This window comes from Xanthomonas sp. WHRI 6108, from assembly GCF_040202385.2.
Classification (GTDB): domain Bacteria; phylum Pseudomonadota; class Gammaproteobacteria; order Xanthomonadales; family Xanthomonadaceae; genus Xanthomonas; species Xanthomonas arboricola.
Genome location: NZ_CP168198.1, coordinates 1,123,971 through 1,144,890, shown reverse-complemented (window position 1 = coordinate 1,144,890; position 20,920 = coordinate 1,123,971). Strand labels below are relative to the sequence as shown.

At 64.6% G+C, this 20,920-nt stretch carries 16 protein-coding genes and 1 pseudogene; 9 read left to right on the top strand and 8 right to left on the bottom strand.

Going from position 1 to position 20,920, the window contains the following annotated elements:
• Nucleotides 1–39 precede the first annotated feature (39 nt).
• Together ABQ039_RS04945 and tdh are read left to right on the top strand one after the other, a co-directional pair.
• A complete protein-coding gene (locus ABQ039_RS04945) occupies nt 40–2,385 on the top strand; it encodes a TonB-dependent receptor domain-containing protein (protein ID WP_349778576.1) in 2,346 nt (781 codons plus the stop codon).
• A gap of 374 nt (nt 2,386–2,759) precedes the next feature.
• Nucleotides 2,760–3,794 (top strand): L-threonine 3-dehydrogenase, encoded by a 1,035-nt coding sequence (tdh, locus tag ABQ039_RS04940; RefSeq protein ID WP_172641694.1) that lies wholly within the window; start codon nt 2,760–2,762, stop codon nt 3,792–3,794.
• 842 nt (nt 3,795–4,636) lie between these two features.
• On the opposite strand, the gene ABQ039_RS04935 is transcribed toward tdh, so the two are convergent.
• The 5 genes from ABQ039_RS04935 to ABQ039_RS04915 form a co-directional block, all read right to left on the bottom strand.
• A complete protein-coding gene (locus tag ABQ039_RS04935; RefSeq protein WP_024938543.1) occupies nt 4,637–5,353 on the bottom strand; it encodes a TorF family putative porin in 717 nt (238 codons plus the stop codon).
• A 259-nt stretch (nt 5,354–5,612) separates the two neighbouring features.
• Complete coding sequence (locus ABQ039_RS04930) at nt 5,613–6,644, bottom strand: sulfate/molybdate ABC transporter ATP-binding protein (protein WP_016902217.1); 1,032 nt, start codon at nt 6,642–6,644, stop codon at nt 5,613–5,615.
• 7 nt (nt 6,645–6,651) lie between these two features.
• Entirely contained in the window at nt 6,652–7,605 is a 954-nt protein-coding gene (gene cysW / locus ABQ039_RS04925; RefSeq protein WP_024938545.1) for a sulfate ABC transporter permease subunit CysW, read from the bottom strand.
• Complete coding sequence (gene cysT, locus ABQ039_RS04920) at nt 7,602–8,462, bottom strand: sulfate ABC transporter permease subunit CysT (protein ID WP_039513378.1); 861 nt, start codon at nt 8,460–8,462, stop codon at nt 7,602–7,604. Before cysT ends, cysW begins: the two co-directional genes overlap by 4 nt.
• Nucleotides 8,463–8,465: 3 nt before the next feature.
• Complete coding sequence (locus ABQ039_RS04915) at nt 8,466–9,566, bottom strand: sulfate ABC transporter substrate-binding protein (RefSeq protein ID WP_024938547.1); 1,101 nt, start codon at nt 9,564–9,566, stop codon at nt 8,466–8,468.
• An 89-nt stretch (nt 9,567–9,655) separates the two neighbouring features.
• On the opposite strand from ABQ039_RS04915, the gene kbl reads away from it, so the two are divergent.
• Nucleotides 9,656–10,864 (top strand): glycine C-acetyltransferase, encoded by a 1,209-nt coding sequence (kbl, locus tag ABQ039_RS04910; RefSeq protein WP_046345819.1) that lies wholly within the window; start codon nt 9,656–9,658, stop codon nt 10,862–10,864.
• Entirely contained in the window at nt 10,864–11,253 is a 390-nt protein-coding gene (locus ABQ039_RS04905; protein WP_167708514.1) for an HNH endonuclease, read from the top strand. Before kbl ends, ABQ039_RS04905 begins: the two co-directional genes overlap by 1 nt.
• Here the strand turns inward: ABQ039_RS04905 and ABQ039_RS04900 are convergent.
• From ABQ039_RS04900 to ABQ039_RS04890, 3 genes are all read right to left on the bottom strand, one after another.
• A complete protein-coding gene (locus ABQ039_RS04900; protein WP_349778216.1) occupies nt 11,207–12,058 on the bottom strand; it encodes a pseudouridine synthase in 852 nt (283 codons plus the stop codon). The two genes, ABQ039_RS04905 and ABQ039_RS04900, sit on opposite strands and share 47 nt — an antisense overlap.
• Nucleotides 12,059–12,077: 19 nt before the next feature.
• On the bottom strand, nt 12,078–12,593 hold the full coding sequence (locus tag ABQ039_RS04895; protein ID WP_024938551.1) for a hypothetical protein: 516 nt from the start codon (nt 12,591–12,593) through the stop codon (nt 12,078–12,080).
• A 191-nt stretch (nt 12,594–12,784) separates the two neighbouring features.
• The gene (locus tag ABQ039_RS04890; protein WP_024938552.1) at nt 12,785–13,882 is read right to left on the bottom strand and encodes an OmpA family protein; all 1,098 of its coding nucleotides are present in this window, start codon (nt 13,880–13,882) and stop codon (nt 12,785–12,787) included.
• A gap of 416 nt (nt 13,883–14,298) precedes the next feature.
• Here ABQ039_RS04890 and ABQ039_RS04885 point away from each other — a divergent pair, with 416 nt between their 5' ends.
• The 5 genes and pseudogenes from ABQ039_RS04885 (at nt 14,299) to ABQ039_RS04865 (ending at nt 20,854) form a co-directional block, all read left to right on the top strand.
• Nucleotides 14,299–15,321: a zinc-binding alcohol dehydrogenase family protein gene (locus tag ABQ039_RS04885; protein WP_349778215.1), complete on the top strand. Its 1,023-nt coding sequence runs from the start codon at nt 14,299–14,301 to the stop codon at nt 15,319–15,321.
• A gap of 545 nt (nt 15,322–15,866) precedes the next feature.
• Complete coding sequence (locus ABQ039_RS04880; protein ID WP_184611206.1) at nt 15,867–17,906, top strand: NADPH-dependent 2,4-dienoyl-CoA reductase; 2,040 nt, start codon at nt 15,867–15,869, stop codon at nt 17,904–17,906.
• A gap of 324 nt (nt 17,907–18,230) precedes the next feature.
• Nucleotides 18,231–18,691 (top strand): annotated as a pseudogene (locus ABQ039_RS04875) (MFS transporter); the annotation flags it as partial.
• A 1,023-nt stretch (nt 18,692–19,714) separates the two neighbouring features.
• Nucleotides 19,715–20,176 (top strand): cell wall hydrolase, encoded by a 462-nt coding sequence (locus tag ABQ039_RS04870; protein WP_016905076.1) that lies wholly within the window; start codon nt 19,715–19,717, stop codon nt 20,174–20,176.
• Nucleotides 20,177–20,239: 63 nt separating this feature from the next.
• A complete protein-coding gene (locus ABQ039_RS04865; protein ID WP_184611210.1) occupies nt 20,240–20,854 on the top strand; it encodes a glutathione S-transferase family protein in 615 nt (204 codons plus the stop codon).
• The last annotated feature ends 66 nt before the right edge of the window (nt 20,855–20,920 follow it).

Sequence of the window (20,920 nt, the reverse complement as noted above, 5' to 3'; positions counted from 1 at the left end):
CGTGCGTTGCCCTCAGCCGTGCTCGAACAGGATTCCCCCATGACTTCCGCTCGCCGTTTTCATGTCACTCCGCTGGCGCTTGCCCTGGCCGCGCTGCTCCCCGCCATCGCCTCTGCTGCCACACCGGCGGCCGATCCGGTTGCCGGTGCAGATGCGCCGGTAGCCGATGCCCCGGCCAGCGTGGCCGATGCCGCCACCAACGCCACCCAGCTGGACGCGATCAACGTGGTGTCGCAAGGCAGCACCCGCCAGGTCCAGCGCATCAGCCGGCAGGACATCGAGCAGCTGACACCGGGCAGCAGCGCCTTCAAGGCAGTGGAAAAACTGCCGGGCGTGCAGTTCCAGTCGGCCGATCCGTTCGGCACCTACGAGTGGTCCACGCAGGTCACCCTGCACGGCTTCGATCAGAGCCGGCTGGGTTACACGCTCGATGGCATTCCGCTCGGCAACATGAGCTACGACGTCACCAACGGCCTGCACATCACCCGCGCCATCATCTCGGAAAACCTCGGCTCGGTGGAAATCGCGCAAGGCGCCGGTGCGCTGGGCACCGCGTCCAACACCAACCTCGGCGGCACGATGCAGTTCTACTCGGCCGACCCGCAGAGCACGCCGGGTTTGCGCCTGGTGCAGACGGTCGGCAGCGATGCCACGCGCCGCACCTTTGTGCGCGGCGACACCGGCGATCGCAACGGCTTGTCGGCGTACCTGTCCTATGCCAATGCCAGCACCGACAAATGGAAGGGCTTCGGCGACCAGCAGTCCGAGCAGGCCAACCTCAAGACCGTCTACCAGTGGGGCGACGGCAACCGTCTGAGCCTGTTCGTGGACACCTCGCGGCGCAAGGAATACGACTACATGGACCTGTCGTTGACCAGCCAGCGCGCACTGGGCTGGGACTACGACTACCTGCAGCCGGATTGGGCCACCGCCGTGCAGATGGCGCGTGCGTATCAGAACACCGGCGCCACCAGCGGCGTGGCCAACGGCTATCCGCAATCGCTGGCCGGGCTGCCCGACGATTACAGCTGGCTCGATGCCAGCTACTACGCGGGCGGCGGCCTGCGCCGCGACAACCTGGCCGGGCTGTCGGGCACGTTCGTGTTCGGCGACGCCACCCTGGATGCCACCGGCTACTACCACGGCAATCGTGGCGAAGGTCAATGGGTGACGCCGTATGTACGCACCTCTGCGCAGGTGCCGCTGTCGATGCGCACCACCGACTACGGCCTGGATCGTTTCGGCGGCACCAGCGCCTTGAAATGGTCGTGGGGCAACCACGATCTGGAAGTGGGCCTGTGGGCGGAAAACGCACGCACCACGCAGCAGCGCAACTACTTCGCGCTCGGCAACGAGGGCTATACCTCGCTGTACAACGTGTATGAAGCGCAGACCCCGTTCCGTCGCGATTTCCTGCAGCGCTACACCACCCAGACCCGCATGTTGTACCTGCAGGACACCGTGCGCCTGCTCGACGATCGGCTGACCCTCAACTACGGCGCAAAGGCGCTCAGCACCACCACGCGCGCGCAATCGCTGGTGCCGACCACCGCACTGGCACAGGGCCGCATCCGTGCCGAAGACAACTTCCTGCCGCAGGTCGGCGTGAACTACAAGCTGGACGAGCGCCAGGACCTGTACGCCTCCTACAGCAAGAACATCGCCGCGTTCGGCTTCACTCCGTTCGGCACCTCGCAGGCGGCGTTCGACCGCAGCCGTTCCACGCTGGAACCGGAAGAATCACAGACCGTGCAGGTGGGTTACCGCGTGCAGGATGCGCAGTTCCAGCTGTCGGCCGATGCCTATTTCACCAAGTTCTCCAACCGCTTGTTGACCACCTCGCCGTGTACCGCCGTGCAGACCTGCGCGGCGATCCTGAGCAACGTCGGCGCCGTGCATAGCGCGGGTGCCGATCTGGCCTTGATGTGGCGCCCGGTGGAGGGCCTGAGCTGGTTGAACTCGCTGTCGTGGAACCGCTCGCGCTACCAGGACGATTACCTCAACAACGGCGTGGTCGCCACCTCCGGCAAGGACGTGGTCGGCATCCCCGCGTTGATGTTCTCCTCCAGCGCCAGTTACCAGCTCGGCAACCTGCGCCTGGATCTGGACGGCAAGTACGTCGACAAGCGCTACATCACCTTCCTCAACGATTCGCAGGTGCCTTCGTACTGGCTGTTCAATGCCGGCGCGCGCTACGACTTCGGTCGCGTGGGCGGGGTGGCCGATGTGGCGTTGGCGCTCAACATCACCAACCTCACCGACAAGCGCTATTTCGCCAGCACCGGTACCAACGGCTATGTCGCCTCCGATCCGGATGGCTACAATCAAACCATGGTGGTCGGCGCACCGCGGCAGTATTTCATGAGTCTGGACGTGAAGTTCTGAGTCGCCGCCGCCCCTCTTCTCGGGCGAGAAGACACGGCTTGCGCACCCAGGCGCGCGTGCTTTGGAGCGTCCCGCCGCGGGTGCGGGCAGGGGCGCGGAGCGGGGGCGTTGAGGGTGAGAGTGAGGGTGACGCCGATCATTCATCCTGGCGACGCGTGGCGACGCGCTTGCCATCGCAGGCGGCGACAAATCTCTGAGGCGCCCCTTCATCCGGCGCTGCGCGCCACCTTCTCCCGAGGGGAAACGGACGGCACCGGCCCTACCCCGCCATGAACCGGGTCAGCCGACATCACTCACTTCCCGCACCGCCGCATGGCCGCGACCTCCCGCCGCATATAATCGCCGTCTTACTTTCACTCAGCAGGTCCCGCCAGATGGCGCAGACGATGAAGGCGCTGGTCAAGCGCGAAGCAAACAAGGGCATCTGGCTGGAACAGGTCGCCGTTCCCAGCCCCGGCCCCAACGAGGTGCTGATCAAGCTGGAAAAGACCGCAATCTGCGGCACCGACCTGCATATCTACCTGTGGGACGAGTGGAGCCAGCGCACCATCAAGCCCGGCCTGACCATCGGCCATGAGTTCGTCGGCCGCGTGGCCGAGCTCGGTTCAGCGGTGACCGGCTACCAGGTCGGCCAACGCGTGTCGGCCGAAGGCCACATCGTCTGTGGGCATTGCCGCAACTGCCGTGGCGGCCGCCCGCACCTGTGCCCCAACACGGTCGGCATCGGCGTCAATGTCAACGGCGCCTTCGCCGAGTACATGGTGATGCCGGCCAGCAACCTGTGGCCGATCCCCGACCAGATTCCCTCGGAGCTGGCCGCGTTCTTCGACCCTTACGGCAACGCCGCGCACTGCGCGCTGGAATTCGATGTGATCGGCGAGGACGTGCTGATCACCGGCGCCGGCCCGATCGGCATCATTGCCGCCGGCATCTGCAAGCACATTGGTGCGCGCAACGTGGTGGTCACCGACGTCAACGACTTCCGCCTCAAGCTGGCGGCCGACATGGGCGCCACGCGCGTGGTCAACGTGTCCAAGACCTCGCTCAAGGAGGTCATGGCCGACCTGCACATGGAAGGCTTCGACGTGGGCCTGGAAATGAGCGGCAACCCGCGCGCCTTCAACGACATGCTCGACTGCATGTACCACGGCGGCAAGATCGCCATGCTCGGCATCATGCCGCGCGGCGCCGGTTGCGACTGGGACAAGATCATTTTCAAGGGCCTCACCGTGCAGGGCATCTACGGCCGCAAGATGTACGAGACCTGGTACAAGATGACGCAACTGGTGTTGTCGGGTTTCCCGCTACACAAGGTGCTGACCCACCAATTGCCGATCGACGATTTCCAGAAGGGCTTCGACCTGATGGAAGAAGGCAAGGCCGGCAAGGTCGTGTTGAGCTGGAACTGATCGGCCAATACGCTTCAACGCAAAAGGCGCCGCAAGGCGCCTTTTGCATGTCCATCTTCAGAGCACTGGCTACGCAGCAGGCAAAACTCACTGATTGAGGGCGCGGCGCCTTTGCCGCTCGCGGGACACGCGGTGGATCCATCCCTGCAGGCGCCTTGGCGGCATCCACCCATGCCGCCAAGGGTTCCGCAACCGGCAAGGACACCGCACCAGAGAAATAGTCTGTGACCGCATAAGAAAACGCTTCGCCCAACCTACATTGGATATTGAGCCTGCACACCATTGTCGAACAGCGCGCACCAAGCACTGCTCCTACCGTGCGCACCGACCATCTCGACTAGTTCTTGCCCGCTCACCGTCGCGGGACCTTACGCGGCATGGATGCCGCGTAAGAGCCTACAGGGACGTACTTGCGGCGTGTCCCGCGATGGTGGGTGGGCAAGGGCCCTGCAGCCAGGCAGCAGATCAACCGCTCTACGATTGAGCTATCGCATCGGCGACTGCTTCAACGACCGACCATCTCGACTGGTCCTTGCCCGCTCACCATCGCGGGACCTTACGCGGCATGGATGCCGCGTAAGAGCCTACAGGGACGTACTTGCGGCGTGTCCCGCGATGGTGGGTGGGCAAGGGCCCTGCAGCCAGGCAGCAGATCAACCGCTCCGCAAGTGATCTATCCGCACGATGCATCACTCAAAAACAAAACAAACGAGATTTGAACCTCGGTGTCCTTCAACTGTAGACACTGAAGAACCCGGGCATCAACTCTTGTTGCCGCCGCACCACTACCACTGCACGGCCGAGCCGTTAGAGCCGCTGTTCAAGCGATTGCCATCACGGCATCACGGCCAGGTGACCGTGGCAGTCGCGACCAGATGGTTCTGCGAATTCTGCCGACCGAAGCCGAATTCCGCCGCCTCGCTGGTGTCGTAATAGCCCACGCTCAGGCCCAGCGGACCGAAGGCCTTGCCGACATTCACGCCGAAGTCGTTGTAGTCGTGGTCCACCTGACTCAGCGACGAGGTATAGACGCTGTGCCCCGCATGCGCGCCGAAGGTGAAGTCGTAGGGCAGCGACCAGTTGGCATCCAGCGCGTAGTAGTAGCCATCGGTCTTGGTGCCGTAGAGATCGTTGGTGTAGGCAACGGTGAGGCTATAGGTTTTCAGAAACGTGGTCTTGGTGATCAACTCGGCGTAATTGGACGCACCCGCTCCCAGGTACTGGTAACGATTGACCATCACATCGAAATTGAAATTGGTGCCCAGATCGGTGTTGTAGCCGACAAAGCCATCCACTTCCCAGTCCGGATCGCCGGCACCGTAGTCGACATTGGACGTCCAGGTGCCGATGTACAGACCGAACGGCGTTTTGTAGGTGAGTCCGGCCTGGAAGGCGGGCTCTTCATTGGTCTGTGAAATACCGCGGAACAGATAGTCGCTGGTCACCGCAAAGGTGCCGCTGAAGGGAGAAGCGGGGGCTTGTTCGTCCTGCGCCTGTGCCAACGGCACCACACCGAGCAGCAGCAACGACAGACAACACGCGAGCGAGGACGGCTTCATGAACATCTCCTGGAACGATGGGCGGTCAGATTGCGCAAGGCGGGACTGCCATGACTTCTTAGTCCAACCGTCATTGCAGCGCAACATACACGTCGCGCTCGCTTGACCCAGCGCACACGCTCGAGCGCAGATGACGCCGGTCAGCGTTCTGTCTCATCGACCGCCGGCGCGGAATCTTGATGGGCCGGGAGTGGAGATTGGGGATTAGCAGGGATTCGCTTCGCTTCTGCGAATCCCCAATCCCGAATCCCGGCTTAGATCAGACCGGAAACACGCCGTAATGCCGCGCGGCCAGCCGCAGCTGCTGCCCGGGCTGAAAGCTGCCCGCCGATGCCGGCAGCTCCACCTCCACCTCATTGCCTGCCGGCTCCAGCGTTGCACGCAGGCGCAGACGCGCCCCGCTACGCTGCGACCAGGCCACCGTGGCCGGCCAGCCAGCGTCGTCCGGCACCAGATCTTCCGGCCGCACGTAAACCTCGACCGGGCCGGCAGCCAGCGCGGCATTGGCTGCCGGCAAGGCATGCCCGGCAACCTGAATCTGGCCTTGCGCCAGCACGCCGGGAATACGGTTCACCGCCCCCACGAACGAATACACGAACGGCGAAGCCGGCTTGTCGTAGATCATCGCCGGCGTGTCGAGCTGCTCGATGCGGCCACGGTTGAGGATCGCCACCCGGTCGGCCAGCTCCAGCGCTTCTTCCTGGTCATGGGTGACGAACACCGTGGTCAGGCCGGTCCGCTCGTGCAGTTCGCGCAGCCAGCGGCGCAGATCGCGGCGCACCTGCGCATCCAGCGCACCGAACGGCTCGTCCAGCAGCAGTACGCGCGGCTCGATCGCCAATGCACGCGCCAAGGCCACACGCTGCCGCTGGCCACCGGACAGCTGGGTGGGATAGCGCTGCTCCAGGCCCTGCAACTGCACCAGCGCCAGCAGCTCCTCCACCCGTGCGCGGATACGCGCTTCGGCCCAGCGCTCGTTGCCGCGCCGCACCCGCAGGCCGAACGCGATGTTCTCGAACACGTCCATATGCTTGAACAGCGCGTAGTGCTGGAACACGAAACCGACCCGGCGCGACTGCACGCTCATGCGGGTGGCGTCTTCGTCGCCGAACAGCACCTGCCCGCCATCGGCATGCTCCAACCCGGCCATGATCCGCAGCAGGGTGGTCTTGCCCGAACCGGACGGCCCCAGCAAGGCCAGCAACTCGCCCTGACGCACGTCCAGGGTGATGTCGTCCAGCGCGGTGAACGTATCGAACTGCTTGCGCAGGCGGTGGATGCGGATGCCCATGTTCACCTCAATGTCGGTGGTTGGCGGCGAGCGAATCGCCGTGCCGCCATTCCAGGTACGTCTTCAGCGCCAGCGTCAGCAGCGCGGTCAGTGCCAGCAACGAGGCACACGCAAACGCGGCGCTATAGGCGTATTCGTTGTAGAGAATTTCCACATGTAGGGGCAGTGTATTGGTGCGCCCGCGGATATGCCCGGACACCACCGACACCGCACCGAACTCGCCCATCGCACGCGCTGCGCACAGCAACACGCCGTACAGCAGGCCCCAGCGGATGTTCGGCAGGGTCACCCGCCAGAACATCTGCCAGCCGTTCGCGCCCAGGCTCAAGGCGGCCAGTTCTTCATCGCTGCCCTGCTGCTCCATCAACGGCATCAGCTCGCGCGCGATGAAAGGAAAGGTAACGAAGGTCGTCGCCAGCACGATGCCGGGCAACGCAAACACGATGCGCGGCAACTGGATCAGCAACTCGCCAAAAAACGGCAACTGCAGTCGCCAGCCTTCGTCGATCAACGGCCACGCCCAGCCGCTGCGGCCGAAGATCAGCACGAAGATCAGGCCCGCCACCACCGGCGACACCGAGAACGGCAGGTCGATCAGGCTGATCAGCAAGCGCTTGCCGGGGAATTGGTGCTTGCTGACCGCCCACGCCGCCGCCACGCCGAACACCAGGTTCAGCGGCAGCACGATGGCAGTGACGATCAGGGTCAGCTTGATCGCCGACAATGCATCCGGGTCGACGATCGCGCGCAGAAAGGTTTCCCAGCCGCCGCGCAGCGCCTCGGCAAACACCAGCACCAGCGGCAGCAGCAGGAACGCCAGCAGGAACAGCAGCGCCCCCGCAATCATCAACCACTGCACCCAACGCGGCTCGTTGGTGGCCGAATCGGTGATGCGGCGGGCCTGTTCGGTCATCTGGCGGGTGTGCAACATGGCAGGCAGCGGCGAAACAGCATCGTTCATGCAGTCCTCCGTTGATAGCGCAGCAGGCGTGCCTGCAGCGTATTGACCACCAGCAGGATCACGAACGACAGCAGCAGCATCGCCGCGGCAATCGCGGTGGCGCCGGCATAGTCGAATTCCTCCAGCCGGATGGTGATCAGCAGCGGCGCGATCTCGGTCGAATTGGGCAGGTTGCCGGCGATGAAGATCACCGAGCCGTACTCACCCACACCACGCGCGAAGGCCAGCGCAAACCCGGTCAGGACTGCCGGCCAGAGCCCAGGCAGCACCACTCGCCACACTGTCTGCCAGCGCGATGCGCCCAGCGTGGCCGCGGCCGCTTCCAGCTCGCGCTCGCTCTCGGCCAGCACCGGCTGCACCACCCGTACCACGAACGGCAACCCGACGAACACCAGCGCCAGCACGATGCCCAACTGCGTGTAGGCCACCTTGATGCCGATCGCCTCCAGCCAGCGACCGACCCAACCGTTGCCGCCGTACAACGCGGTCAGCGCGATGCCGGCCACCGCGGTCGGCAATGCGAACGGCAGGTCGATCACCGCATCGAAGAAACGTTTGCCGGGGAAGCTGTAGCGCACGAACACCCACGCCACCCAGGTGCCCATCACCGCATTGAAAGCGCCGGCCGCGAACGCGGTGCCGAAGCTCACCCGCAGCGCCGACAGCACACGCGGCTCGCTCCACACCCGCCACAGCCCATCCCAGCCCAGCCCGCTGGTCTTGATGAAGATGCCCAGCAGCGGGATCAGCACGATCAATCCCAGCCAGGTCAGCGTGATTCCAAGACTCAAGCCCAGCCCCGGCATCACGCGTCGGCGCGGTGACGGCGCTGGGTGGGGTGCAACCGACATCGGCATCGCCTACTTTTTTGCCTGGATCTGATCGAACACGCCACCGTCGGCGAAGTGTTCCTGCTGCGCCTTGTCCCACGACCCGAACGCTTCCTGGATGGTCACCAGCTTGATGTCCGGGAACCGTGCCAGGTCGGCAGGGTCGGCAAATTCCGGATGGCGCGGCCGATAGAAATGCTTGGCCGCCAGCTTCTGCCCTTCCGGCGCATACAGGTAACGCAGATAGGCCTCGGCCACCTCGCGGGTGCCGTGCTTGTCGACATTCTTGTCGACCAGCGCCACCGACGGCTCGGCCAGGATCGACAGCTTGGGCACCACGATCTCGAACTTGTCCTTGCCCAGCTCTTCGCGCGCCAGCAGCGCCTCGTTTTCCCAGGCCAGCAGCACATCGCCGATGCCACGCTGCACGAACGTGGTGGTGGCGCCGCGCGCACCGGTATCGAGCACCGGCACGTTGCGGAACAGCGCCTGCATGTAGCGCAAGATGCGCTCGCGGTCGCCCTTGAAGATATGGTCGGCGTAGGCCCAGGCGGCCAGGTAATTCCAGCGCGCGCCACCGGAGGTCTTGGGGTTGGGCGTCACCACCGCCACGCCGGAGCGCAGCAGGTCCGGCCAATCGTGGATGTTCTTCGGGTTGCCCTTGCGCACCAGGAACACGATCGTCGAGGTGTACGGCGCGCTGTTGTCGGGCAGGCGCTTTTCCCAGTCGCTGTCGATCAGCTTGGCCTTCTCGGCGATCGCATCGACGTCGTAGGCCAGCGCCAAAGTGACCACATCGGCTTCGATGCCGTCGATCACCGCCCTTGCCTGTTTGCCGGAGCCGCCATGCGAGGTCTCCACCGTGACGGTGTCCTGCGGATGCTGCTGCTTCCAGTTCGCGGCGAAGGCGCTGTTGTAGTCGCGATAGAACTCGCGGGTGGGGTCGTAACTGACATTGAGCAGGCCGATATCGCGCGCGCCTGCCGGGCCGGCCAGGACCAGCAGGCTGCACAACACGGTCGATACAAGACGGAAGCGGGGGTGGGTCACAGCAATCTCCAAACCGTTGGGGCGCAGCTGAACAGCAAGCATGCCATGCTGCGCAGCGGCACGCAGGCGGTGAAATGACATCAAGGCCGCACCTTATGCCGATTTTGCATGACGTAGTGGTATGCCACCGTGATCGTTAAAATCATGCGTCTCTTGCCACTGCGACCGCCATGACCAACGCTCCTGCTGCACTGACTGCCCATTACGCCGCCGAACTGGAAACCATCCAGTCCCAGGGCCTGTTCAAGTCCGAGCGCATCATCACCGGCCCGCAGTCGGCGCGGATCACCCTGGCCGATGGCCGCAGCGTGCTCAACTTCTGCGCCAACAACTATCTGGGCCTGGCCGACCACCCGGACATCATCCAGGCCGCTAAGGACGCGCTGGATACGCACGGCTTCGGCATGGCCTCGGTGCGCTTCATCTGTGGCACCCAGGACCTGCACAAGCAGCTCGAGCGCACCATCGCCGATTTCTTCGGCACCGAGGACACCATCCTCTACGCCGCCTGTTTCGATGCCAACGGCGGCCTGTTCGAACCGCTGCTCGGCGAAGCGGACGCGATCATTTCCGACGCGCTCAACCACGCCTCCATCATCGACGGCGTGCGCCTGTGCAAGGCCAAGCGCTTCCGCTACGCCAACTGCGACATGGCCGATCTGGAAGCGCAGCTGCAGGCCGCCGATGCCGCCGGCTGCAAGACCAAGCTGATCACCAGCGACGGCGTGTTCTCGATGGACGGCTTCATCGCCCCGCTGGACGAGATCACCGCGCTGGCCCGCAAATACAACGCGCTGGTGCATATCGACGAATGCCATGCCACCGGCTTTCTCGGCGCCAGCGGCCGCGGCTCGGCCGAGGTTAAGGGCGTGCTGGACCAGATCGACATCATCACCGGCACGCTGGGCAAGGCGATGGGCGGCGCCCTGGGCGGCTTCACCACCGCCAAGCGCGAAGTCATCGAACTGCTGCGCCAGCGCTCGCGCCCATACCTGTTTTCCAACTCGCTGCCGCCGCATGTGGTGGCTGCCGGCATCAAGGCCTTCCAGATGCTGGAAGCCGCCGGCGAGCTGCGCACGCAGCTGGTCGACAACACCCGCTACTTCCGCGAGCGCATGACCGCTGCCGGCTTCGACCTCAAGCCCGGCGTGCACCCGATCAGCCCGGTAATGCTCTACGACGCACCGCTGGCGCAAAAATTCGCCGAACGGCTGCTGGAAGAAGGCATCTACGCGATCGGCTTCTTCTTCCCGGTTGTGCCCAAGGGCCAGGCGCGTATCCGTACCCAGATCAGCGCCGCGCACACCCGCGAGCAGCTGGATCAGGCGATCGACGCGTTCATCAAGATCGGCCGCGAACTGGACGTCATCCAGCACTGATGCGCTCGGTGCTGCGCCAACGGCTGCTGCTCGCGGCGCAGACCGATACCCAGGCGCAGCTGTTGGATGGCACCTGGGGAACCCGCTGCCTGCATTGCCGTCGGCGCCTGCAACTGCGCGCCGATGGCGAACCGCTCGGGCACACCACGCTGGAACATGTGGTCCCGCAGGCCTGGTTCGGCCGTCGCGCGGCGGCGGCCCTGTGTGCGCTGGTCGGCGACGATGCCAATGCAGCGCGCAATCTCGCCCTGGCCTGCGCCGGCTGCAATCACGCCAAGGGCCGACGCCACGATGCCAACGGTGCCGGCGACGCCCGCGCCGTCGAGGTGGTGAGCGCCTTGCTCAGCGCGCGTCTGGCGCGCTGGCGGGAGCCGCCGTCAGCGCACTGACTTCCGCTGGGCTGAGCATCCGCCAAGCACCCTTGCCCAGCTCGCCCATCGCCAGCGAGCCGATCGCCACCCGCACCAGCCGCAGCACGCCGATCTCCACCGCAGCCAACAAGCGGCGGATCTGCCGATTGCGGCCTTCGTCCAGCACGATCTCCAGCCACGCATTGCGCTCGCCTTCGCGCAGCACGCCGACCCGCTTGGCGCGCAGCAGTACGCCCTCGCCGTCCGGATCGGGATCGACCACACCGGCCTGCAGCTGCGCCAGTTGCGCAGCGCTCGGGCGGCAATCGATCTGCACGTGATAGGTCTTGTCCGGCCCGGTCATCGGGTCGGTCACCGTGGCCGCCCATTGCGGATCGTTGCTGAAGAGCAGCAGGCCTTCGCTGGCCTTGTCCAGGCGCCCGACCGGGGCGATCCACGGCAAGCCGGCACCATCAAAGCAGCGATACACCGTGTCCCTGCCCTGCTCGTCGCGCGCGGTGGTGACCACGCCACGCGGCTTGTTGAGCATCAGATAGCAACGCGCCGGGCCGGCCAATGGCTGTGCGTCGACACGGATGGTGGAGTGCTGATCGGCGCGGATCGGATATTCGGGATCGCGTATTACGCGCGCGGCCACGCTGACCCGCCCATCGGCGATCCAGCGCGCCGCTTCGGTACGCGAACACACGCCCAGTTTGGACAGCACGCGCGCCAGCCCGTGGCGTGGCGCGGTGGTCGCCGTGGTCGTACCGGAGGCGCGCGACGCGCCCGCCGGACCACGCGTGCGCTGCCGGGACGTCGCCGGCGCAGGCCGCCGGGTCATGCCGTCCCGACCGCGTTGCTTACTTGTTTTCGACCGACTTGGCGTCGGCCGCAGGCGTTGCGGTTGCGGCAGCAGCCGGAGCCGGCGCAGCCACCGGGCGTGCCTTGACCACACGCACGCCGCGCGCCTTCATCCAGGCATCGAATTCTTCGGCGGTCATGCGCTTGCCGTTCTGGCTCATGTCAAAGCGCCACGGCGTGTTGTCGAACGCGGTGGTGGCCTTGTAGGCGGCCGGATCGTTCGGATTGACGGTGCCGCCGGGCGGAATGACCTTAGCCAGATCCTGGCAGCCTTCCACGCGCAGACGCAGCAGCACGCGGTCCACCGACTGCTCGGTGGTGTAAGGCTGTGCCAGCACGCCGGTGGGCATGCCCAGCTGCACGCTACGGGTGTAGAACTCGGCGGCCGCCGGCGCAATGACGGTGGCGGGCAACGGCAGCGGCTGGGACACCGTGCTGCCGGCGCAGTTCGGAGCGGCGTAGGCGGCGGGAATCAAGGCGAGACAGAGCAATCCAGCCGTAGCGGTACGCAGCATCGGGTTCTTCCAATTATGAGTGTGGTGTTGACGCGGCGAGTGTAGGCAGCGATGAACGCCGTTTCAACCGGAAACGTGCCTGGATGGCAACGCAGACAGGATTTGCACCGTCCAGGCGCAGGTTTTGCGGTCCCCACAAAGACAAAACCCGGCGCAAGGCCGGGTTTTGTATGCAACAGCTAGCGGTCCAATTAGTTCTGGACGTTCAGCTCGGTACGACGGTTCTTCGCACGGCCCTCCGGATTGTCGGAACCATCCGGGTTGGTGTTCGGAGCAATCGGACGGCTCTCGCCGTAGCCGATCGGACCAACCAGACGCGACGCATCAACGCCGTTCTTGGTCAGGTAGTCGTACACGGTGGTCGCACGACGCTCGGACAGCTTCTGGTTGTACTCGTCGGTACCCTTCGAGTCGGTGTGACCAGCAACCTCAACCTTCAGGTCGGGGTAACGCTTCAGGATCTCGGTCGCTTCGCTCAGGATCGAGACGGCGTCCGGACGCAGGGTCGACTTGTTGAAGTCGAAGTTCACGCCCTTCAGATCGATCGACACAGGCACCGGGCAACCGTCCGGACCGATGGTCTGGCCAGGCTGCGAAGCCGGGCACTTGTCGTCGCAGTTGTTGACGCCGTCACCGTCGTCATCCAGGTCTGCGCAGCTCGGAGCAACCGGAGCCGGAGCCGGCGGCGGAGCGGTCGACGGAGCCGGTCCCAACGGGATCACGACGCCGACCGAAGCCAGCACGTCGCCGAACCAGTCTTCCTGCGGAGCAGCAACGCTCTGGTCGTTGAAGTCAGCGCGGTAGGCCAACTCGGCACGCACGGCGACGCGCTTGTCGAAGGTGGTCTGCAGACCGACACCAGCCTTGGCGGCAAAGTTGCCGTCCTTCTGCTGGCCCGGCGAAACCGGGTTCGGGGTCGCGTCGAATTCTTCTTCCGAACGCTGGTAGCCCAGACCGAACAGCAGGTAGGGGTTCCAGCCGCGGCCTTCCTGGATGAAGTGGCGACGCAGGTCGAACGAGATGCCGTACTGGCTCCAGTTCTGATCCTGGTTGGCATCGAAGTTCGGGTTCTGATAGTTCAGCTCGCCGTCGATCGACCAGTTCGGGCTGACGAACTTGCCCAGACCCAGGGTGACGAACGGGGCATCATTGGTCAGACGATCGCTGTCCTGGAAGTTGAAGCCAGCGCTACCGGTCAGGTACCAACGGTCATCGAACTCCTGCGCGGAAGCAGCCTGGGCAACCGCCAGACCGCCGAGCAACGCGGCAGTGAGAATTTTCTTGTTCATGTGTATACAGCTCCTTCTTTGGGAGATAAAACCGATAGAGGCGTTGTTCTTGGTAAAGATGCTCGTCACATCCAGAGCCATCGGGGCGCAGATTAAGCCGGCTTCAGTGAAGATCGCGTTAACGGTCATATAACATGTGAAAGCAATCACCAGGGCCGGCGATCCCTTTCAATACTACGTATACAGTTTCATGAAGGGAAGGACCGCGCACTCAGTTTGCACATCTGACCTGCATGAACCGCAGCCCAATTAAGCCAGTTGAATACGCTGGCGGATCCACCTTTCCGGCGGGCTGCACAGTGATGCGAAAACCACATTGGTGAACGCCAGGCCCCGTCCGAGCTGAATTGTGGGGTCGGTGGTTGCGGCGCGACGGCTTCACAACGCACCCTGAACTCCCCACATGGAGCGACCCGATGAAAGCTGTCGTCATCACCCGTCATCTTCCGATCGACGATCCCGCCGCACTGCTTGACATGGAACTTCCGGACCCGTCGGCCCCTTCGGGGTATGACTTATTGGTTCGCGTCGAGGCGATCTCGGTCAATCCGGTCGACACCAAGGTGCGTGCACCCAAGCCACAGACGCTGGATGCGCCGAAGATCCTGGGCTACGACGCGGCTGGCGTCGTCGAAGCGGTAGGCCCCGAGGTCACCGCGTTCGCAGTGGGCGACGAGGTGTATTACGCGGGCGACATCGGCCGCCCGGGCAGCAACGCGCAATACCAATTGGTCGATGCGCGCATCGCCGGCTGCAAGCCCACCTCACTCAGCTTCGCCCAGGCCGCGGCACTGCCGCTGACCACGTTGACCGCCTGGGAGCTGCTGTTCCAGCGCATGCCGTTCTCTTTCGACGGCGCGCGCAATCGCGGCAAGCACGTGTTGATCATCGGTGGCGCGGGCGGCGTGGGATCGATCGCCATACAGTTGGCGCGGCATGCCGGTTTCAGCGTGATCGCCACCGCCTCTCGGCCGGAAACCATCGAATGGGTGCGGCAGATGGGCGCCCAGCATGTGATCGACCATCACCAGCCGCTGCAGCCGCAGTTGCAGGCCTTGGGAATGCAGAGCGTGGACGCCGCACTCAACCTGGCCGACACCGACCGCTACTGGGAGCAACTGGGCGAGATCCTGGCACCGCAGGGGCATGTGGGCTTGATCGTGGAGCCGCGCGGCCCGCTGTCGATCGGCGATCCCTACAAAGCCAAGTGCATCGGCATCCACTGGGAGCTGATGTTCACCCGTGCCCGCTACGCAACCGAGGACATGGTCGAGCAACACCGCATCCTCAACCGTGCCGCCAGCCTGATCGATGCGGGCGAGCTGCGCACCACCCATACTGAAACGCTGTCGCCGATCAATGCGCAGCAATTGCGCGAGGCGCACCGACGGCTGGAAAGCGGCAGCACGATCGGCAAGCTGGTACTGGCGGGTTGGTGAGGTGATCGCCGTTACCGCTTGAGTCCGGCTGCCGCAGCGGGCACGGGCCGTTGGCTCGCAGAGGAAGAAGGCAGCACGGCCCCAGCGCGCGCACGTGACCCAGCGGCAAGGCGGGAGGGGCACCCTGATCGTGCGGTCCGCCTCGCTGCTGGGGCGCAGGCCCGATCGCAGAGGCGTTTCCTGTAATGCGAGGCGATCTGTTCCGCGGCAGCGGCGCGGGCGGGGCGGCCCCGCTCGACAGAGACTCGCCCCCGCGACCCGCGCAGCGCTGGAGCGCGGCCGCCCAGCTGACAGCACTGATCAAGAAGTCGGCAAGTGCGGCTCGAGCCTCAGCCAGCCAGCGGGCCAGCAGGGACGTCTTCTTCGCGCCATTGGTTGCGCTTGGCAGACATGGGCACCTCCACTGAGATACGGCCCGATGTGCAGGCCAACCGTACCGCCCTCCCCCCCGAAACTCCCGATTGCGCCGTATGAGCGGGTCAAGACTTGCCGCCAGGCCCGTTTGCCTGCATCGTGCGCACTCCGTACGCCAGCGTATCCACACCATGTCGCCCGCCACCGGCCCATCCGTCTCGTCCTACCCGCACCTGTTCGCACCGCTCGATCTGGGCTTCACGCAACTGCGTAACCGCGTCCTGATGGGCTCGATGCACACCGGTCTGGAAGACCGGGCGCGCGATTTCCCCAAACTGGCCGCGTATTTCGCCGAGCGCGCTGCCGGCGGGGTCGGCTTGATCGTCACCGGCGGCTTTTCGCCGAACGTGGTGGGCTGGCTCAAGCCGTTCGGCGGCAAGCTGTCGTGGCCGTGGGAGGTGCGCCCGCATCGTCAGGTCACCCGGGCGGTGCATGCGCACGGCGCCAAGATCTGCCTGCAGCTGCTGCATGCCGGGCGCTACGCCTATCACCCCCTGTCGGTGGCACCGTCCAGGCTCAAGGCGCCGATCAACCCGTTCACCCCACGCGCGCTATCGGCACGTGCGGTGGATCGTCAGGTCGCCGCTTACGCGCGTGCGGCGCGGCTGGCGCGCGACGCCGGCTACGACGGCGTGGAGGTAATGGGATCGGAAGGCTATCTGATCAACGAATTCACCGCCGCGCGCACCAACCAGCGCAACGATGCCTGGGGTGGCGATGCGACCAAGCGCATGCGCTTTGCGGTGGAGATCGTGCGACGCATCCGCGAGGCGTGCGGGCCGGACTTCATCATCATCTACCGGCTGTCGCTGGTGGACCTGGTCGAAGGCGGCAACCAGTGGCAGGACATCCTGACGCAGGCGCAGGCGATCGAAGCGGCCGGCGCAACCATCATCAATTCCGGTATCGGCTGGCACGAGGCACGCATCCCGACCATCGCCACCTCGGTACCGCGCGCCGCATTTGCCGGTGTGACCGCCAAGCTCAGGCCGCACCTGCGTATTCCGGTGGTGGCCACCAACCGCATCAACATGCCCGAAGTGGCCGAGCGCATCCTGGCCGACGGCGCCGCCGACATGGTGTCGCTGGCGCGCCCGCTGCTGGCCGACCCGCAGTGGGCCAACAAGGCACGCACCGGCCAGTCGCACGCCATCAATACCTGCATCGCCTGCAATCAGGCCTGCCTGGATCATGTGTTCGACAACAAGCTGGCAAGCTGCCTGGTCAACCCGCGCGCAGCGCACGAAACCGAACTGATCTACGCACCGACCCCCAACCCCAGGCGCATTGCGGTGGTCGGTGCCGGCCCGGCCGGTCTGGCTTGCGCGACAGTGGCCGCCGAGCGCGGTCATCGCGTCACCTTGTTCGATGCGGGCGATGCAATTGGTGGGCAATTCAATGTCGCCAGGCGCATCCCGGGCAAGGAAGAATTCAACGAGACGCTGCGCTACTTCGGTCACCGCATCGACGCGACCGGGGTGCAGCTGCGCCTGAATACCCATGTAGAAGCGGCAGACCTGAAAGACTTCGACGAGATTGTGCTGGCCACCGGCATCGAGCCGCGCAAGGTGGATTTCCCCGGCGCCGATCACCCGATGGTCGTGAGCTATCTCGACGTGGTGCTGGGCCGCCATGTCGCTGCCGACAAGGTCGCGATCATCGGGGCCGGCGGGATTGGCTTCGATGTCGGCGAATTTCTCGTGCACACAGGGCCATCGCCGTCGCTGGACCCTGCACGCTGGATGGCCGAATGGGGCGTGGACCCCAGCTTCGAAACGGCTGGGGCATTGGCTAGGCCGCAACCCGAGCGCCCGGCCCGCCAGGTCTGGCTGCTGCAGCGCAGCCCCGGCAGACCCGGCGCACGCCTGGGCAAGACCACCGGCTGGATCCACCGCGCCACACTCAAGGCCAAGGGGGTCAAGATGCTGGGCGGCGTGGAATATCTGGGCGTGAACGACGCCGGGCTGCGGATCCGCGTGGACGGCGCCGAACAAGTGCTCGATGTCGGCACGGTAGTAGTCTGCGCCGGGCAGGAACCGCGCCGCGACCTGCTGGCCGCGCTGCAGGCCAACGGGCAGCAACCGCATCTGATCGGCGGTGCGGATGTCGCCGCCGAACTGGACGCCAAGCGTGCGATCGATCAGGCCTGCCGACTGGCGGCGAAGTTGTAACACGCGTTGCCGCAATGCGCTGAACGTCACAGCAGCCTGAGCGCGATACCCGCACCAACCTCTTTGCGAGCGTCATGGAGTGGGGCTGGCGCGACGTCAACGCCGGTGGCGGCGGTGATGAAGCGATAACCGGTTCACCCATGAGATGCCGGCGCCGGAATCCATATGCGCCGGATCGATGCAGGCGCTGACGCTGCCATCGACCTGGCGCCCAACCCCGTGAACGCCGCTGATCGGTGGAGCGCAGTCCATTCTTTTTCCTGCAGCGCGGCGATAAACCGGGATGCCCGCGACGCCGACTACATCGCTGCATCGCATCCACATCCCGCCGATGTCCGCCTGATCAGCGTATCGCTGCTCAGCCTGCCCTTCCGCGCCGCTCATGCAGTAGGCGACGTCGCACAGAACACCTTGCTGGGATTGGGCCACTGGTCCTGGCGTGGCACGCGCGGCGTCAGTGCGCTGCGTCCGATCGGCAGTGGGCTGGCCGCGCTCTTGGTCAGCGCCGCGATCGGCCTGGTTCTGAAGGCGGCACGCCTGCCGCCGCGTCGACTGCGTTGATGGTGGTCGCTTTGGTCAGCAGTATTGCCGTGCTGTCGGCATGGTGGTTACGCAACGCATTGCAGCCTTACGCGCATACGGCTGCCACGACTGCATCGCCACTAGCTGTGCTGAAGTGGCGGCGCGATCAGTTGCTGCCCTTGGCGGTCATCGCAGCACTGGCCCTGGCATTGCCGACGCTCACCAAATTGGCACCGTATCTGGCGCAGTTGCGTACCGGCTCGCCTGCATGTCTGCATGTCTGCATGTCTGCATGTCTGCATGTCTGCATGTCTGCATGTCTGCATGAGATTGTTTCGCACCATGTTGAACTTGATGCGTGTGATTCAACACGCCTGATGCGTTCGAACATGTGCACTGCGAATAGCAACAGCGTTAGCAAGCGCGCACTGCGATTGCCGCATGGCCAACGCCGCTGTGCCACCGATACCGTCGAAGGAATCGTGATCGATGATTTTGACGCTCTCGGCTGCATATCGTCGCAGCCACTACAAGCCGTTTAAAATTCCGCTGACGCATTTGTGCACGATGCATATGCAAGCCTGTCGCGCGACTTGGTGATGCGATGCGAGGGCCAATACCGTCGTGGCGCTTCGTGTTCACTCGCCACCATCAACGCGCATCGAGCACCTCGGACGCCTCCTCTAGTGATTACAACACCGCGTTCTACGATGCACATGCGAGCGCTCGATGCATGATCCGGACAGCATCAAGCACCATGCACTGAAAGCTCCTTTATGCACCCCGCGTTCGCATCTCGACACATCCCCGCTGCAGTAGGAAGCGGCGATACGCAAGCACATCCCTCAGTGACGATGACGTGTAGCGCAGACTGCAGATCGCATTGCATGCGTAGCCTAAGTGCAACGCGTTGCACGTCTCGAGCCATTGCGCAGGTGCGCAACAGCGCACGCGCACCGTATCGAGATCCGTTGCGGCATCCGCTGTCGCCAGCGCGATGCGACGCACACGACGGATGCGTCGCGCTGGTGTCATCGAACCAAGCCGCAGATGCAGCAAGCAATCACACCCGTCAACCCCGCCTATTCAGCCGCGATTCTGTGATCGACGCCTACCTTGCGCCAACTTTTTGACCCGCCGCATTTGGCGGGCACCTCCTGTAGATCTTCTTTCGCCGGAGACCGGGCGACCCGTGGCAGGTCGCCTCCCCATGACGCCAAGCCCTCTGTACTGGTGCATCCACCTTGGATGCTCTGCGGATCGGCCCATACGGAGCAAGGAGTTATATGAAACTGGTTTGGATACTTTGGCTGTCGCAGTTGTTGCCGCAGCCGGCTGCAGATTCGTTGTGCTTGAGCACCACCGTGTACCTGGAAGCGCGTGATCAGACCTTGCGCGGCCAGCAAGCCGTCGCCGAAGTTGCGTTGCGTCGGCTGGACAGCGGCTTGTGGGGCGACTCGATGTGTCAGGTGGTCACTGCACGCAAGCAGTTCGCGCCCACCATCGTGGCTCCGGGGACGCAGCTGAAAAACGACGATGCCTGGAACAAGGCGCTGGATGTGGCACTGGCTGCAGAGCGCAACTGGGCGCTGCCGGTGGGGCAACGCAAGGAAATCGTGCCGGGCGCCAGTCACTTTGCCGCAAGCGCGATCGCAAGCCCGAGCTGGCGTAATGCCTACCAGGTGGCCACCATCGGCGACCACACGTTCTACCGCGTACAGAAGCTGCGCCCGCGCACCGCATCCTGACGCTGCCCACGCACTCACGCGTTGCCGCTAAGCTTGCGTCTTCGTTCTTGTGCGGAAATTCTCATGAAGCTGTACACCAAGCCGGGCGCATGTTCGCTGGCAGATCACATCGTGCTGCGCTGGTCGGGGCTGCCCTTCGATCTGCAGGTGGTTGACGCCGCCACGATGAAATCCCCCGAATATCTGCGCCTCAACCCGGCCGGTGCCGTGCCGCTGTTGGTCGTCGACGACTGGGCACTGACCCAGAACGCCGCCATCCTCAACTACATCGCCGACATCGCGCCGCTCACCGGTCTGTCCGGCGATGGCACCGCGCGCAGCCGTGCGGAGATCAATCGCTGGATCGCCTTCGCCAATGCGGATGTGCATCCGGCCTTCAAGCCGATCTTCGGCAGCACCGCCTATCTGCAGGACGACGCGCTGATCGCGCGCAGCCATGACGACGCACGCAGCAAGCTGCGCAGCTTGTACGAACGTGTCGACACGCATCTGCAGGGACGCAACTGGCTGGCAGGCGACACCCACACCGGCGCCGATGCGTACCTGTTCGTGACGCTGCGATGGGCGCAGAAGGTGGGCGTGGATCTCAGTGGCCTGAGCGCGGTAGATGCATTCGTGCAGCGCATGCTGGACGATGCCGATGTGCAGGCCGCATTGCAGGCCGAAGGCCTGGCCTGAGCCGGGAGCATCGCACAAGCGCCACATAAAAAACGCCGGGCATTGCCCGGCGTTTTCGTTACAACA